The organism is Streptomyces sp. NEAU-sy36 (assembly GCF_013423905.1).
GTDB classification, from domain to species: Bacteria; Actinomycetota; Actinomycetes; order Streptomycetales; family Streptomycetaceae; genus Streptomyces; species Streptomyces misionensis.
Genome location: NZ_CP058977.1, coordinates 3,615,850 through 3,631,598, shown reverse-complemented (window position 1 = coordinate 3,631,598; position 15,749 = coordinate 3,615,850). Strand labels below are relative to the sequence as shown.

General features: G+C 71.5%; 14 protein-coding genes and 1 tRNA gene. 7 read left to right on the top strand and 8 right to left on the bottom strand.

Going from position 1 to position 15,749, the window contains the following annotated elements; genetic code table 11:
* Window positions 1–51 precede the first annotated feature (51 nt).
* Together HZZ00_RS16790 and HZZ00_RS16785 are read right to left on the bottom strand one after the other, a co-directional pair.
* Entirely contained in the window at window positions 52–1,680 is a 1,629-nt protein-coding gene (locus HZZ00_RS16790; RefSeq protein WP_180332943.1) for a DUF4157 domain-containing protein, read from the bottom strand.
* A 359-nt stretch (window positions 1,681–2,039) separates the two neighbouring features.
* Window positions 2,040–3,134 carry a LysR family transcriptional regulator gene (locus HZZ00_RS16785; protein WP_180332942.1) on the bottom strand — a complete coding sequence of 365 codons (1,095 nt, stop codon included), beginning with the start codon at window positions 3,132–3,134 and terminating at the stop codon, window positions 2,040–2,042.
* Between the two features lie 184 nt (window positions 3,135–3,318).
* On the opposite strand from HZZ00_RS16785, the gene snpA reads away from it, so the two are divergent.
* Window positions 3,319–4,011, top strand: coding sequence for a snapalysin (gene snpA, locus HZZ00_RS16780; protein ID WP_180332941.1), 693 nt, complete (start codon window positions 3,319–3,321; stop codon window positions 4,009–4,011).
* Between the two features lie 104 nt (window positions 4,012–4,115).
* On the opposite strand, the gene HZZ00_RS16775 is transcribed toward snpA, so the two are convergent.
* Entirely contained in the window at window positions 4,116–4,865 is a 750-nt protein-coding gene (locus HZZ00_RS16775; protein ID WP_180332940.1) for a hypothetical protein, read from the bottom strand.
* A gap of 115 nt (window positions 4,866–4,980) precedes the next feature.
* Between HZZ00_RS16775 and HZZ00_RS16770 the strand changes: the two genes are divergently transcribed.
* From HZZ00_RS16770 to HZZ00_RS16745, 6 genes are all read left to right on the top strand, one after another.
* Window positions 4,981–5,064 (top strand) — tRNA-OTHER (locus HZZ00_RS16770).
* Between the two features lie 140 nt (window positions 5,065–5,204).
* Window positions 5,205–5,894 (top strand): DUF6221 family protein, encoded by a 690-nt coding sequence (locus HZZ00_RS39060; protein ID WP_306856173.1) that lies wholly within the window; start codon window positions 5,205–5,207, stop codon window positions 5,892–5,894.
* A gap of 106 nt (window positions 5,895–6,000) precedes the next feature.
* A complete protein-coding gene (locus tag HZZ00_RS16760; protein ID WP_180332939.1) occupies window positions 6,001–6,894 on the top strand; it encodes an alpha/beta fold hydrolase in 894 nt (297 codons plus the stop codon).
* Between the two features lie 78 nt (window positions 6,895–6,972).
* The gene (locus HZZ00_RS16755; protein ID WP_180332938.1) at window positions 6,973–8,124 is read left to right on the top strand and encodes a PP2C family protein-serine/threonine phosphatase; all 1,152 of its coding nucleotides are present in this window, start codon (window positions 6,973–6,975) and stop codon (window positions 8,122–8,124) included.
* A 212-nt stretch (window positions 8,125–8,336) separates the two neighbouring features.
* Window positions 8,337–8,813 (top strand): PH domain-containing protein, encoded by a 477-nt coding sequence (locus tag HZZ00_RS16750; protein ID WP_180332937.1) that lies wholly within the window; start codon window positions 8,337–8,339, stop codon window positions 8,811–8,813.
* Window positions 8,814–8,948: 135 nt separating this feature from the next.
* Complete coding sequence (locus tag HZZ00_RS16745; RefSeq protein WP_180332936.1) at window positions 8,949–9,425, top strand: RidA family protein; 477 nt, start codon at window positions 8,949–8,951, stop codon at window positions 9,423–9,425.
* A gap of 12 nt (window positions 9,426–9,437) precedes the next feature.
* On the opposite strand, the gene HZZ00_RS16740 is transcribed toward HZZ00_RS16745, so the two are convergent.
* The 5 genes from HZZ00_RS16740 to HZZ00_RS16720 all read right to left on the bottom strand — a co-directional run bounded on the left by HZZ00_RS16740 (window position 9,438) and on the right by HZZ00_RS16720 (window position 15,549).
* Window positions 9,438–10,277, bottom strand: a complete 840-nt coding sequence (locus HZZ00_RS16740) for a PhzF family phenazine biosynthesis protein (protein WP_180332935.1) — start codon at window positions 10,275–10,277, stop codon at window positions 9,438–9,440.
* Window positions 10,278–10,362: 85 nt separating this feature from the next.
* Window positions 10,363–11,166, bottom strand: coding sequence for a proline hydroxylase (locus HZZ00_RS16735; RefSeq protein ID WP_257585835.1), 804 nt, complete (start codon window positions 11,164–11,166; stop codon window positions 10,363–10,365).
* An 85-nt stretch (window positions 11,167–11,251) separates the two neighbouring features.
* On the bottom strand, window positions 11,252–11,446 hold the full coding sequence (locus HZZ00_RS16730) for a hypothetical protein (protein ID WP_180332933.1): 195 nt from the start codon (window positions 11,444–11,446) through the stop codon (window positions 11,252–11,254).
* Between the two features lie 120 nt (window positions 11,447–11,566).
* On the bottom strand, window positions 11,567–14,518 hold the full coding sequence (locus HZZ00_RS16725) for an alpha/beta fold hydrolase (RefSeq protein ID WP_180332932.1): 2,952 nt from the start codon (window positions 14,516–14,518) through the stop codon (window positions 11,567–11,569).
* A gap of 575 nt (window positions 14,519–15,093) precedes the next feature.
* Window positions 15,094–15,549, bottom strand: a complete 456-nt coding sequence (locus HZZ00_RS16720; RefSeq protein ID WP_180332931.1) for a TetR family transcriptional regulator — start codon at window positions 15,547–15,549, stop codon at window positions 15,094–15,096.
* Window positions 15,550–15,749: the final 200 nt, after the last annotated feature.

Genomic DNA, 15,749 nt, shown 5'->3' with positions numbered 1-15,749 from the left:
GGCTCCGAGTACCCAGGACGAGGCGTTCACAAGCGTCTCGCCGTGCTCAGCTCACTCGATCCCCAACCGGGCGCACAGGGATCGCGGGAGGTAGGTGGAGGTCGGCAGCGAGTTCCCCACGCAGAAGTCGTAGAGGTCGGGGAAGTCCTTGCTGATCTTGTCCATGTTGACGTACGTGGACTGGCCCTTGATCTGCAGGTACTTCTGGTCGATCTTCTTCGTCGGGGCGCCCTCGTAGTAGGGACGCCAGCCCGAGCCGCCCTTGTCGGTGACCCCCTGCACGTGGAAGCCGTCCGCCTTCTTCACGAGCATCGGGCACTCCTGCTCGATATTGGCCGTGCTGAACTTGAAGAAGGAGTACTTGGCCAGGTGGCTGCGCCCCAGGTCCGTGCTGCCCGCCAGCTCCTCGACCCTCTTCGGGTCCGTGATCTCCACCCAGCCCTTCGGGTCGAACGCCGCCGGAACGACGTCCTTGGTCAGGGCGAGGAGATCCTTGAGGAGGTCGGCGATCTCCTTCGACTCCGCGCCGTTCCGCAGGGACTTCTTCAGGCCGTCCCCCAGACTGACGACCCGGCTGAACTGCTGCTTCAGGTCACCCGCGCCGGGCGGCAGGAAGTACTTGCCGTCGACGTCGATGCCGTCCTTGGAGTCGCTCGGCTCCGCCCGGATGCTGGTGTTCGGGCCGAGGAACTGGTTCCCGCCCTGCCATTCGAAGAAGGCGAGACGCATCTCGTCGTAGGTGGTTCCCGGGACGATTTCCTCCTTGCCCTTCCGGCGGTCCAGAAGAGCCTGCTGGATGTTCTTGGGGTTGATCCTCTTGCACTGCTCCTCGGAGAGGCCGAGGCGCCGCAGCATGTCCTTGCTGATCTTCGACGGGACCGCCTCTATCAGGACGTCCGTCCTGTCCTCTTCGCTCAGCTGCTCCAGGGCGTTCTTCAGGGCGGTGTGCGGGACGATGTGGTGGGCGGTGAGTTCCCAGTCGTTGTGTTCCCCACCGCTGTCGGCGTGCGGGTTCTTGCTCCGGTCGCCGGCGCGCTGGACGTCGGGCCGGTCCGTCGCCCCTGCGTGGGCCCGCGCGGACTCCGGTGTGCGCACCGGTGCCTCGGCGGCCCGCGCGACGGGCGCCGACATCACCCGCGAGGCGTTGGCCTCGGCCTCCCGCTCGAAGCGGTCGCCGGGGTCGGAGACCTTGAGCCCCGTCCCGTCGTCGGCACCCGCCACGGGCCCCTGGCGCTGCTGGATGACGTGGGTGAGTTCATGCGCGAGGGTGTGCTTGTCGCCGCCTCCGTCGCCCAGGACGACATGCTCCCGCGAGGTGTACGCCCGCGCCCCGATCTCGGCGGCCGAGGCCCTGGCGGCGCTGCCGGTGTGGATACGGACGTCCGAGAAGTCCGCGCCGAGCCGGGCCTCCATCTCGGCGCGCGTGTCGTTGTCGAGGGGACGGCCGGGTCCGCGCAGCACGTCGTGCACGGCGGAGCGCTGCACGGCCGGCCGATCGGCCTGTTCGTCCCGTGCCCCGGGATGGCCGGCCAGGCGGAGCATCTGGACGACGGCGGCGTTCCCGGCGCTGCGCTGGAACGCCAGGAGCGGGGGCGGCGGCGCAGCGGGGACCGCGGGTGTTCGGGCCGGCGGACGGCTGTTCTCGGCCTCTTTGGCCCGTTCGTTGTCGCGGGAGTGCATGGGTCGCCTCTCGTGCAAAAGGTCGGTACTCCCTGATAGCAGGCGGGCCGAGGAGGCACCAGGAAACCACTGGGCAGTCGTGGTGCCCGTTTCGACCGCGGACACGGAACGGGCAGTGCCCATCGCTCCCTTGACGTACGGTCGGCTCTGGCACGACACCCTTCCCTGCCGGGTTCCACCGTTCCCGCCGATCCGTTCGACGGACTGTCAGACCGGCACGGCAGGGCATCCGATACCGCGTGAAGGGACCGCCGGGTCGACGAGGTTGCCGTCCACGGCGTCCTCCATGCACGGCCGGCGGTGACGCTGCCGTGCTCGGTGGAGGGCCGGGCCGCGCGGGCTTGCGCAGTGGAGTGGGTTCACCGGATGTCCCGGGTGGCGGCCTGGAAGGAGCCGGTGCGCGTTTCGATCGCCGGTGAGGGCAGGCGCGCGTCGAAGTCGGGCCGCTCGCGGAGCCGGACCGGGCCCGGGCGGCGGCGGTCGTCCGGTGGGACGGGGGCCTCGGCCGGTGGCCCGGTGGCCGGGGCGCGGGCGTTCTCCAGCCACTCCATGTAGGCCGGTGCCTCCCGGGCCACGGCCCAGTACGACTCCTCCAAGTACCGGTATACGTCGTCCAGTTCGGCTTCGGTACGGGCGGCCAGCAGCAGCCGCACGCCGATGGGGTCACCCTCCAGCGGGCGGATGGCCAGATCGGGGCGGGGGTGGGCGGTCGGCTGGCTGACGGTGACGACCTCGCCGATCGCGGCCAGCGAGTACGCGGTGAGGTAGTCGCCGTGCAGCATCTCCGAACGCAGCCCCGCCGACCGCAGGGCCCGGCACAGCGCGTCCCACTCGCCGTCGACGGTGGCGTCGATCATCCAGCGGTCACCGGCCAGGTCGGCCATCCGCACCCGTCTTCGCGAGGCCGCCGGGTGGTGGGCGGCAAGGGTGACGAACTGCGGCTCGCGTTCGACGAGGACGCGGACGCGGAGTCCCGGCGGCATCCGCAGCGGGCTGCCCTCGACCTCGTGCACGAACGCCATGTCCAGCCGGCCGTCGGCGACCATGGCCAGCAGCGTGTTGGCGGACACGTTCATCTGGAGCGTCGGCTCGACCCGCGGCTCCCTGGTCCGCAGCCGGTACAACCAGCCGGGGATGGCGCGGCTCGCCGTGGCGCCGATGCGCAGCTGGAAGCCGCCGGCGGCGCGGGCGGCCGCGGCCCGGGTCTCCGTCACGATCGCCGCGAACTCCGTCACCAGCGGCCTGGCCCGGCTGAGCACCGCCAGACCCAGCGGGGTGGGGCGGCAGCCGGTGCGGGTGCGCACGAACAGCTGGGCGCCGAGGGCGTTCTCGATGCGCCGCAGCTGGGTGCTCAACGAGGGCTGCGCCATGCCGAGTTCCCGGGCCGCCCTGTGCAGACTGCCGGCGTCGGCGATGGCACAGAGCACGCGCAGATGCCTGACCTCCAGCTCCATGAGGGGGAGCGTAGAGCGGGGCACCGTGGGACACCAGGTGTTGAAGTTTGCATGAATACGGATGAGTTGGCACGTGATAGGTCGGTGCTATCCCCGATTGCCATCATCCCGCGAGCCGTTCAGCTGTCCGAGACTTCCTGGCAACCGATCGTTCCACCCCACAGAACGAGTAGGAGCCCCCCACATGACGTCGTTCCGTACCAGGACCGGGCAGAAGAACTCCAGGAGACTGGCGGCCCTCGCGCTCGGACTCGGACTGGCCGCGGCGGCCCTGGGCACCGCGGCCCCGGCGGGCGCCCAGACCCAGGGCGCCGACCGGGCCCCGGCCCGCAGCGCCGCCGGTTACGTCGGCTCCGCCGAGAACAACGGCAACAAGGCTTTCTTCGACGCGGTGTTGAGGTCCGTCGCCCAGCGACAGGCCGAGCACCCCTCCCTCAAGGCGGTGACCGTCTACTACAACGCCTCCCAGGCCCCCAGCTTCCGTTCGCAGATATCGAGCGCCGCCTCGATCTGGAACAGCTCCGTGTCCAACGTGAAACTCCAGTCGACGACGGGCAGCGCCGACTTCGCGTACTACGAGGGCAACGACTCGAGCGGGTCGTACGCGTCCACCGACGGCCACGGCAGCGGCTACATCTTCCTGGACTACACGCAGAACCAGCAGTACGACTCGATCCGCGTCGCCGCGCACGAGACGGGCCACGTGCTGGGCCTGCCCGACCACTACAGCGGCCCGTGCAGTGAGCTCATGTCGGGTGGCGGTCCCGGCCCGTCCTGCACCAACCGCTACCCGAACGCGACCGAGCGCTCCCGAGTCAACCAGCTCTGGGCGAACGGTCTGGCCAAGGCGCTCTCCAAGGTCGCCGCGGTGCGCTGACCGACCGCACCCGGCGGACCGGCCCCCGGCCGTGACCCCACCACACGCGTACGGACCGCGGCTCCCCATCGCGGTCCGTACGTCTGTGCCGGGCCGGTGCGGCGTCAGGGTGTGGGCGACGCCTCGGTGAGCGACATCCAGTTCCGGACCGTCTCCTGGTGCGAACCGGTGGCCGTGCCCGCTCCGACCGCTTCCGCGTCCTCCGCGGAGCACGGTGATCCCGCGCGGGTCAGCAGGACGAGCGGCCACTCGGGGCCCGCGCCCGGGGGTTCCCCGTCGAAGGCCGTCCAGTCCCAGGGACCGTCGAACCGCCATGCCCGGCCGGCGGCGTCGGCGACCTCGTCGCCCGGGTGCAGGAAGGCGTACGGCCGCATCAGCAGTTCGAAGGTGAAGGGGATGCCGTCACCAGGCTGGATGGAGTATCCCGTGCCGTCGAGATGGCTGCCGTCCGGGAACTCCCGGTAGGACAGGCCGCGAGGCAGCACGGTCACGGTCTTTCGGGGCCGGGGCAGCCAGCCCGTTTCGAGCGGTGGATCGTGGTGCTCCACGGACGTCACGTGCACGACGGTCGGTGGCACCCCGATCCGGCAGATGTCGCCCGCCTTCAGCTGCTCGGGCGGCGGGTCGGTACGGAACAGCTCCGCCTCCACTTCGGGGTCGGCGCGCCCGCCGGTGTGCACGCCCAGGGCGACATTGCCGTTCCAGTGCACGAAATCGCTGTCGGTGTCGATGTCCCACCACGGCCATCGCACCGAGACGCAGCCCCACGTCACCCCTCGCTCGACCCGCGTCGGTGTGAAGGGACAGGCGACCGACAGCACGTCACCGACCCGGAACTCCCCCGCATCCATCATCCGACCAGGATAGGAGGCGGCCGGTCCGCGCCGGTGCGGCGGCCGGTGGGCAGGGGCCGCGGCGCGGACGGGGAAACGAGTCGACGCGCGCCGTGCCGGTGGGTACATTCCGTGTGGCCTTACGTCGTCCAGCGGCCCAGGACACCGCACTCGGGTTCGCCCGATGCGGAAACCCCGGTTCGAATCCGGGCGTTGGCCACCCGCCTGCCGCGGCTTCCCGGTGACTGGCGCAGGACCCGATCGTGCGCATCGGCCGCCTGCCGGCCGTCACGCACGGCGCCGCGGAGGACGGAACGATGCCCGGTGCGGTCTTCGCCTGCCGGGCCGGAGAGGACGCGTGTGTCACTCGCTCTTGCCGATCGCCTGGCCATCACCGAGCTGATCTCGTCGCACGGCCACCTCGTCGACGACGGATGCCTGGACCGGTTGGAGGAGTTGTTCACCTCCGATGTCGTCTACGACCTCGGCGAGTTCGGCCAGGAGCCGCTGCGCGGGGTGGCGGCCGTCCGGGAGGCGGCCTGGGCGCTGGGGGCCGCGAACCCCGTCGCGCATCACGTCACCAATGTCGTCGTATCGCCGTCGCCGGACGGCCAAGTGCGGGCCCGGTCCAAGGGGCTGGGCATCAAGGCGGACGGCTCCTGCGGTTCCGTCTCCTACGACGACACCGTGGTACGCACCCCCGACGGCTGGCGGATCAGCCACCGCAAGGTGTGGCCGCGTCGCGCTCCCCTGGGCCTCGCACCCACCGGACCGGCAGGCGAAGCCGAAGACATCGGGGATCTTCCGGAGTTCCTCCTCGCTCGCGTCATGGACGACAACCACGCCCATGCCCACGTGGCCGACGCCATCGGCGGCGAAGCCCTTCTCGACAGCCATCTGCCCATGCTCGACCTGACCGGGCAACTGGCGTGCGAGTACAAGGAGATGGACCCCTCGGACCCCCGTACAGCGGGCCTCGCGTACGCGATTCGCGTCCTTGCCCAGTCGTACGCCGGGCACCCCGACTACCGCCGGGAATGGCGTCCGTAGCCGTCCGGCCCCACCGCGTTCGCGGCCGTGGTGCCGTCCCGGACGCCACCGGGGCCACGGAGAAAGTCGGGTGCGGGATGCCGCGTCCAGGGCCATGATGCCGATCATGACCGGATACGTCGGCATCCCCGCGAGGCTGGGCGAAAGCGTGCTGTCGGATGGGCGGTCGCTCGGATGGGCCGAGTGGGGGCCGTCGGACGGAGTGCCCGTTCTGCTGTGTCCTGGGGCGGCGACCAGCCGGTGGCTCGGGTTCGGGGCAGGTGTGGTCGAGGCGCTCGGAGTGCGTCTTGTCTCCGTGGACCGGCCGGGGCTCGGAGCCTCGACGCCCGCCCCCGGGCGGACCTTCTGCGACTTCGCCGGGGACGTGCGGCAGCTCTGCGCGCTGCGCGGGCTCGGGCGCCCGGCCGTGGTGGGGAACTCCCAAGGCGCGCCGTTCGCCCTCGCCTGTGCCGTGGCGGGGGTGGCCTCGGCGCTGGCCGTCGTCTCCGGCGCGGACGAGGTCGCCGCGCCGCGGTTCGCCCCTGCCCTGGACGCGGGCCTGCGCGGTCTCGTCGAGCGCACCGCACACGATCCGGCCGGCGCCGAGGAGTTCTTCGCGGGCTTCACCGCGGAGGCGATGTGGGACATGGTCATGGCGGGGAGTCCGGAGTGCGACCTCGCCGTGTACCAGGACCCTGAGTTCGCGGCCGGCTACCGCAGGGCCTTGAACGAAGCGTTCGCTCAGGGTGCCGCCGGTTACGCCCGTGACACCGTCCTGGCGATGGGGCGGTGGCCGTTCGCGCTCGACGCGATCACGGTCCCGGTCGACATCTGGTACGGCGAGCGGGACACCGGCCACTCGCCCGACAACGGCGCACTGCTCGCCGCGCGTGTGCCCGGTGCGCGACGCCATGTCGTGCCGGAGATCGGCGGGGCGCTGCTGTGGACGCACGCCGATGACATCCTCAGGGCGCTCCTCGGCAAGGCCGCCCGTGCCGCCGCTCCGCGCTCGCCGAGCTGAGCACCGGTCGCCCAGGCGGCCCGGCGGCGGGGCTTCGGCGCGCGGGCGTGTGTCCGGGAACGGGGGTACACCGGTGGTATGAGCGTGCGGCGTGCGTCGGTGGACCGCTTCCTGGCTGGACGGCCGGGCCGCGGGGCGGTGGTGATCCCCTTAGCGCTGATCGTCGCGATCACCGTGGCGGACCTGCGTTCTCCGCAGGACATCCATCTGGGTCCCTTCCTGGTGGTCGCGCCGGCCCTCACCGCGTCCCTGGCCGGGCCGCGGCCGACCGCGCTCGTGGGGGCTCTGGCTGTGGCCGCCCAGCTGTGCATCGGCGTGTTCCACGGCGGGCTGACCACGTCCAACCACATGGCGCAGGTCGCCGCGCTGATCGTGCTCTCGGTCCTGGTGGTCTTCGTCTGTCATGTGCGCGAACGGCGCGGCCGGGAGCTGAGCCGGGCACGATCGGTGGCGGAAACCGCACAGCTCGCATTGTTGCGGCCGCCACCGCGCCGGATAGGGCCGCTGCGGGTGGCCTGGATGTATCTGGCCGCCGAGGACGAGACCCGGATCGGTGGTGATCTGTTCGCCCTGGCCCGCACCGACCGTCCCGGCACCAGGGTGATCATCGGCGACGTCCGGGGAAAGGGCCTGGCCGCCATCGGCGAGGCGTCGGTCGTGCTGGGCGCGTTCCGCGAGGGCGCACACCGCTACCCCACCTTGTCCGGGCTGGCGGCGGCCCTGGAGGAGAGTGTGGCCCGGAATCTGGAGGAGGTGGCCGACACCGAGCACGACCCCGGCGAGCACTTCGTCACCGCCCTGCTGCTCGACATCCCCGACCATGGATCACAGGCCGAAATGATCAGTTGCGGCCACCCGCCGCCCCTGCTGCGGCACGATCACCACGTCACCGCCCTGCACGCGCGGCATCCGGCGCCTCCCTTGGGCATGGACCAGTCTCCCGGCTCCGGGCACCGGACCGATCCCTTCACCTTCGAGCCCGGCGACATGCTGCTGCTCTACACCGACGGTGTCGTCGAAGCCCGCTCGCCTTCGGGAGCCTTCTACCCACTCGGCGAGTCCGCCGCCGTGCGCCGTGCCTCCACCCCCGAGGGCCTGGTCCGTGAGATCCACCGAGACCTGATCGACCACGTCGGGCAGGAACCCGCGGACGACGCCGCCCTCCTCGTCATCGAACGCTGCACCGCCCACCGCCTCCAACGGTCACATCCGGCCGACGGCACCCCGTGACCATGGCCGTCGCCTCCGCCCGGTGTCAGCGGACGGGCCGGGTTCCGCCGAGCGCGCCGGGGCACGCGACCGACGCCCGGTGAGCCGGCGGGCGGACGCCGTCTCCGCGCGGCGTCAGGTGCCTCGGATGCGATGGCGCACGGGCACGGTCGGCCCCTGAGTCGTCACCCGCGGTATGGCGAACGGGCACGGCGGATGGCAAGATCACGCGAATGGCCGATCATGCTGAGTTGTCGTTGCGGTGGGGTGGGACGTCCGCGCGCTGGTGGACCGCGGCGTTGGCGTTGGTCGCGGTCGCGGCGGCGGTCGCGGCGGGTCTCGGTGTTCCGGGCGCCGAGAAGCTGGCGGTCTTCGCCGGGATCGTGGGGGTGGGGGTCCTCGGGTGCGGGCTCGGGATGCTCAGGCGGCGGGTGGAGGCGGGCCCGGACGGGCTCCGGTTGCGCGCGGTGCTGCGGTGGCGGCGACTGGGGTGGGACGAGATAGCCCGCTTGGAGGGGCTTCGGGTGGCCGCCGTCGACTCCCGTGTCCGGAGTTCCAATCTGCGTGTCGTGGCCACGCTCCGCGACGGTTCCACGGTGCCGCTGCCGGTGCCCTGGGTCGGTGCCGACGACATGGGGGAGTTCGAGAGGCAGTTGTCCCGGTTGCGTGCGGTGCAGCACCGCTATGCGCGCGGCGACCAGGGAGCGTAGCTTCGGAGACGTCGCCGCCGAGCGCCTGCGCCGTGACGCCCCGGTGGCGGGCGACACCGCGAATCGGGCGATACACCCCCGACGGGGCGGGCGCGGTGCCACGATGGTGCTCTTCGTCGAGTGCCGGGAGGGGCAGTGAGCGCTGACATCCGCGGAAGGCTGGCCGGGCTCGGGCTGCGGTTGCCGGAGGTGAGCGCGCCCAAGGGGGCGTACGTGCCGGCCGTGCGCAGCGGCCCGTTCGTCTTCGTGTCCGGGCAGATCCCGTTGACCGGCGGGGAGATGACCGCGACCGGCAGGGTCGGGGCGGAGGTGTCGCCGGAGCGGGCCCGGGAACTGAGCAGGCAGTGCGCGCTGGCGGCGCTGGCGGCCGCCGACTCGGTGGCACCCCTGGAGACGGTGGTGCAGGTGGTGAAGGTCGTGGGGTACGTGTCCTCGGCGCCCGGGTTCATCCGGCAGGCCGAGGTGGTGGACGGGGCGAGCGAACTGCTGGTCGAGGTGTTCGGACGGTCGGGCCGGCACGCCCGCAGCGCTGTCGGCATGAACATCCTGCCCCTTGACTCTCCGGTGGAGATCGAGGTCGTCCTGCGGGTGTCCGGGGACGACGCCCGATAGCCGGCGGCCGGTTCAGGAGTTGGGGACCGCCGTGCCCGTCACCTCGATGCCGCCGGCCGGATCCGCCGGGATCGCCACGGTCAGCAGACTCGGGCGGCCCATGTCCACGCCCTGGTGGATGGTCAGTACGGTGGGCGGCGTGACGAGCCCGTTGGCGCGCAGGTATCCGCCGAGCGCCGCGGCCGCCGCGCCGGTGGCCGGGTCCTCGACGACGCCGCCGGGCGGGAAGGCGTTGCGGGCGTGGAAGACGGTGTCCGACTCCCGGTGCACGAGGGCGATGGTGGTCCAGTTCCGGCGCGCCATGAGGGCGTTGAGCGCCGCCATGTCGTAGTCGAGGTCGGCCAGCCGTGCCCGGTCGGCGGCGGCGATGACCGGGTGCCAGGCGCCGGCGTAGGCGACCTGGGGCGGCAGGGCCGGGTCGAGGTCGGCCGCGGACCAGTCGAGCGTCGCGAGGAGCTCGGCGAGATCGGCGTCGGCGAGGTCCGTCGTGCGGGGCTCGACGCTGACCAGGGTGGCCGTGACGGAACCGTCGGGGGCGGTCGAGGTGGTCACGGGGACGGTTCCCGCCCGGGTGTGCAGCAGCAGACGGCCGACGCCGTGCCGCGACGCGTGGGCGACGGCCGTCGCGATGGTGGCGTGGCCGCAGAACGGGACCTCGGTCTGCGGGCTGAAGTACCGGATGTCGAGCGCGCCGTCGGGCCGCGGGACGACGAACGCCGTTTCCGAGTAGCCGACTTCGGCCGCCACGGCGGCCATCGTCGCTTCGTCGATGCCGGTGGCGTCCAGCACCACGCCTGCCGGGTTCCCGCCCCGGGGGTCGCTGCTGAAGGCCACGTAGCGCAGGATTTCCATCACCTGAACGTAGTCGCTCCGTCACCGAGGAGTCAAAAGTGCTGCGGGCAGTGCGACCGGTGCGCGGCGGGGCCGGGCGGGGTCGTCAGGCCCAGGTGACCAGTTGCCCGGACGAGGCCAGTCCCACCGCGAAACCCAGTGCCACGCGCCGAGCGCCCCGGCTCGGGCGCACCGCGTGGAAGTTGCGGGGGTCGATGAGCAGTGCCTCGCCGACGCGGGGGGTGATCTCCAGGGATTCGGCACCGCGCACGACGGCCTCGTCGTACCCGTAGGAGGCGGGCAGCCGGTACGCCTCGTCCTCCGGTTGCCACCGGTGCCGCCACAGCACCGTCTCACCGCCCGAAGGGGGCACGCTGAGATAGAGGTTGAAGGCGAACTGGCCGATCAGCGGAACGTCGAGCAGGTCCTCGGTGTATTCGCGCGACGCGTCGTCGAAGTGCACGAGGAAGCCCTGGTTGGGCTCCCTGGCCACGCCGTCGCCGAGTTGACGGCCGCCCCGCCGGCCGACGGCCGCGCCGCCGGGCCAGTGCGCACCCAGTGCCTCCCGGCAGACGGCGAAGGGATCGAACGAGAGGTCGAGGGCCCGCCATGCCCGGGAGTGCCCCTCCAGCGCCTCCCAGTAGCTGTCGGCGACTCCCCCGTCCGCCATGTGGTCGCTGATCCCCACACCGAACCGCATGACCGGCGGCTGGACGCGCGTCGTGCCGTACGAGTCGAACGTCCTGCGTTCAAGGGCGGTGAGGATCTCCTCGCAGCGCTCCGGGGAGAAGAAGCCGGGCACCCGGACGGCCGCGTACCGCCCGGCGGCGAGGCCGGAGAGCAGTCGGTGGGTGAATGCGGGTCCGGTGGCGACGCGGAAGAACGGATCGTGCGGCGCGATGTGCGGCATGTCCCGAGCGGATGTCCCTGTGATCATTCGTAGGTCTCCCCCGACGCTCTGCAAGACAGCGGAAATCGACGGCGCCCCGCCGCCCCTACTCGGGAGGCGCTCCGGTGGTGGGGCGGAACGCGGTCTTCGCATCGAGTTCGAGTGCCTGGCGTCCGGCCTCGAGTGCTTCCATCGCGATGCGCCGGCCCGCCTCCGCCTGCAACTCCTCCAGCTCGCTCCCCGGGGCGCCCCACGTCAGGGAGTGATCGTCGTGGGTGTCGGTGATGGGGAGAGCAGCCATAGGTGGACCTCCGCGCGTTCGAGTAAGGGACGCATCACTCAGGGTGAGGCACCGTCAGGCTACGCGCAAGGGAGTCGCCGGCCGTGCATTTACGCCAACTTCCTTGAAATTGAAGGACTTTCATGTCGGCATTTCCCGCAAAGCCTTGTCCAGGAGGGCTCTGGCCTGGACGGACAGCGGGTGCTTGGAACTGACCACCCGGTCGAGATCGAGTACAAGCGTGCGAAGTTCGCTCACCGCTTCGGGTGTGCGCCCGCGTATTCCGAGGAGGACGAGGACGAAGGTGTAGCGCAGGCGCATCACGAGGTTGGAGTCCGAGGGCTGGGAGGCGTCGCGCAGCGCCTCGCGGATCACCTGTTCCGCCTCCTGCGCACGGTTCTGGCTCAGCAGCGTGTGCGACAGCGTCTCCCTGACCCGCAGGACCTCGGGGGTGGCCGGCGGCCAGTGGTTGCGGCGGCTGATGTCGAGGATCTGGCGGGCCTCCGCCTCGGCCTCGCGGTGTGCGCCGAGGGCCTGCATGGTGCGGGCCAGCGTGTGGCGCACGACGAGGGTGTCGTAGTGCTCGTGGCCGCGCACCTGCTTCTCCGCTTCGACGATGGAGCGCAGCATGGCCTCCGCCTCGGTCTGCCGCCCCGTCTGTTCGTGGATCGCGCGGGCCAGCTTGTGCCTGCTGGCGAGGGTGTCCGCGTGGTCCTCGCCCAGGATCCGGGCCCGCGCCCGCACCACGCGGCTCAGCACCCGTTCGGCCTTGGTCAGTTGTTCCCGGTCGAGGTGGATGCGGCCGTGTTCGTGGCGCAGGCCGAGGATCTCGCGGTCGTCCTCGTCGAAGCCGAAGGAGGCGCAGCGTTCGATCAGCGGGACGACCAGGTCGTAGGCGGGAGCCGGCAGACCGGTGGCGATGAGGTAGCGGGCGGTCAGCCGGGCCAGTTCGAGGGCCTCGGTGCGCACCGTGCGGTCGGACAGCCGCGGTTCACCGAGCAGGCATGCCTTGGAGACCTCCAGTGTGTGCGGGGCGAGGGCCGCCCACAGGGGCCAGTTGGCGGGGTGGTCGGGGTTGCGGTGGTCGGAGGCCGACAGGAGCATGCGCAGCGCGACGCCGTAGAAGTCGGCGGGCCGGGCCCGCACCTCCTCGTCCTCGCGCAGCACGCCGTGCACCACGGGGTGCAGGGACAGCATTCCGGCCAGCTCGCGGTGGGCCGCGTCCTCGCGCTCGTAGGCGTCCACGAGCCCGAGTTCCTCCAGGCCTTCGAGGGCGGCGTTGCTGCTCTCGGCGGTGGCCCCGGGGAAGAGCGGGGACTGGGCGAGCGCGGGTCCGGACAGCAGGCAGCGGTAGGGGATCGGGGCGATGCTCAGGCAGGTGAAGACCTTCAGCAGGGTCGGGGCCTGGGGCAGGTCGTGCTCGGTGAGCAGGTTCATGCCGATGCCGCAGACCTTCTCCACGATCTCCCGGCCCAGCAGCTCGCTGAGCTGGGGCCCGTCCCGGCCCGCGGAGGTGTTCACGGTGCGGCGGAAGGTCTCGAAGTTCCTGATGTCGCTGCCCAGGGATATCTGGCTCTCGTTGACCGCTTTGATCACGTCGGCGGCGTGCCGCAGCGCGAGCGGCAGTCCGCCCAGCTCCCTCGACAGTCCGCGGGCGTCCTCGTTCGTGCCGCCGAGGCCCCCGGTCCGTTCGAGGAGCATGGAGGCGCCGTCGTGCTCGTCCAGCGGCAGGACCTGGTGGATCAGGCCGATTTCGCCCCAGGCGTGCCGACGGCGCACCCGGCTGGTGACGAGGACGGTGCCCCGCGGATTGTGCGGTTTGCGCAGCCAGCCGGTTCCGGCCGCGAGCGGGCCGTCGGGAGGCCCGAGGCGTTCGGGCTCGTCGGCGTTGTCGAAGATCAGCAACCATGGATCGGGGCAGGCGTCGAGGAAGGTCCACACGAGATCCATGGCCTGGCCGACGAGCCAGGCCCGTTCCACGTTGATGGACGGGGCGCCCAGGTCGCGCGCGATCATCCGCATGCGGAGGCTGAGTTCGGGCATGGACACCCACCACACGCGGCGGCCGGCGCGCTGGGCTCGTTCGGCGGTCTCCAGCGCGATCCGGCTCTTTCCCGAGCCGCCCAGGCCCGCCACGATGTGCACCTGCTGGCAGGCCTCTTCGGACAGCAGGTAGGCGACGAGTTCCCGCCGGTCCTTGCCCTTCAACTGGCCGTCGTTCAGCTGGCCGTAGGGCGGGGACGGGTAGGGGGTGAGGCCGGGGGCGTCGGACGCGGGCGACGGGACGCCGCGTGCGGTGTCCGGCGTGGTTCCGGCGCTGTCCGGGGCGTCGGCTCCCTCGTCCGTCGCCGCCGGGGCGAGGGGTCGCCGGGTGGCCGACGGGCGCTCGGCCACCTCCAGGAGCGCCGCGCGCACGGCCAGGTAGGAGGCGGCCGTGCGGTCCGCGGGCTGGATGATGGAGAAGTGGTCGGCGGTGATCACGCCGCCCTTGGGAAAGAGGCCCCGGGCGACGATGGGGGGCACGATGTCGTCGGTGGATCCTCCGTAGGCGCGCACGGGTATGGGGCATTCCGTGTCGCTGTACGTGCGGGCGTGCACCACCGAGCCCAGAACAGTGCGTTGCGCCTCGGTCACGGCCCGGTCGAAGGGCCTCAACTGCTGTTCCTGCGGGTTGTTCCAGAGCTTCAGGAACTTGCGCATGGTGAGGAAGAAACCCGAACCGGTGTTGGGACAGGCGAACATGGTGAAGTACTTGATCCGGGTCAGCTCGGCGCCTTCGCCGTTCCACAGCTTGCGGGCGAGGAACCGCTGTACGACGAGGCCGCCTTGGCTGTGCGTGACCAGCACGATCCGTTCGGCGTCGGCGAGTTCGGTCTCCAGGAAGGTGCCCAGCTGGTCGGCGATGTCGTCGGTCTCGGCGACCCGGCGGTCGGGCCGGAGCCGGCCGAGCGGGGAGTCGTACTCGAAGGGATGGATGCTGACCAGACCGGTCAGTTCGGGGTCGTCGGCGATGAGCGTCTCGAACGCCCGCCACACCTTGGCCGAGGAGAACAGCCCGTGCACCAGCACGAGATGGACGCGCGTCGACGCCATCGCGAACCTCCGCAGTCATAAGGGGCGTTGAGGCCGAAGGAATTCGATCGCAGATGAAGTGTCAGTCGCGTCAATGATGCACGAGGGGTGGTCGAGGGAGCCATGACGAGACAGTCGGGAAGCCCATCGGCACCCTTCCCCGAGCATGCCGGGCCGCGGTGGCGAGGTGCTGGGCCGGCGCGGCGCGCCGGCGGCGGACGCGGACGCGGCTTCGGGGCGGACCGGACTCCCGTGCGCTCTTCGGAGGCGGACCGGACGCCTTTGCGTGCGCTTCGGAGGGCAGCATGCGGCGTCTGCACCACGAGGGTCTCGGGGTGCGGACCGTTTCACGTCACCGCGCGGGGCGGGGTGCTCATCCGGCCGTGCGGGTGCGAGCCGGGTCGCCGTGGCGGCGCGGCCCGGTACGGCGTCCCGCCCGCGTCATACGGCTGACTGGCTCTGTTCACGAGATGCGACAGCAGTTGTTCACGACTTCGGAAGGCACGGCGTCATGCCGTGTTCGATTCTCCCCACGTCGAGCAGCAGTGGCCGGAGCCAGAAAGAGCGATTTCCCAGGCGGTTTACGGAGTCGGCGGTCAATCACCGGTGCGTTCAGTGCCACGCAGAAGAGCCAGTTGCTGGTGGACGGCACCGGTCACCCTTTTCTCGTCATCGGTGGCCAGCAGGTCGAGCAGCGCGCCGCGCAGTACGGCCAGCGCCAGCGTGCGGCGTACGACACCCTCCTCGGCGTCCCGCTCGGTCCGCGTCTGGCAGCCGGCGAGTATATCGAGCCAGTCCTCCACGGTGCTCCTGGCGAACCCGGCCCAGGGGCCGTGGGGATCGACGAGGGAGCGGGCGTATGCCTCGGCCCCCAGGCGCAGCAGCGGGCGGCGTTCGTCGGCGGCGAGCCACGCCCACACTTCCTGGGCCGCGGTGGCGAGACCGACGGGCCGCTCGGGCCGGCTGAGTCCGGCCATGAGCGCCAGCTCTTCCGTGCGGGCTCGCTCCAGCAACGCCCGCACGAGTCCGTCCTTGTTCCCGAACAGGAACATCAGCACGCGCGTGCTGGACCCGAGGGCTGGAGGAACGGACCTTGCGGTGCGCCTTTAGCGTTCTCGCGGTCGTCCACCTGTGGCTTCGCCGAGTCTGCGTGACGCCTCCACCTCGGCGGCAGGGACCCGGGGACCTGCCCGGGGGTAAGATCGCTGCCCTTCCGCTCCCCGCCGGTCGTCCGGGGGACGCACACCCTGCC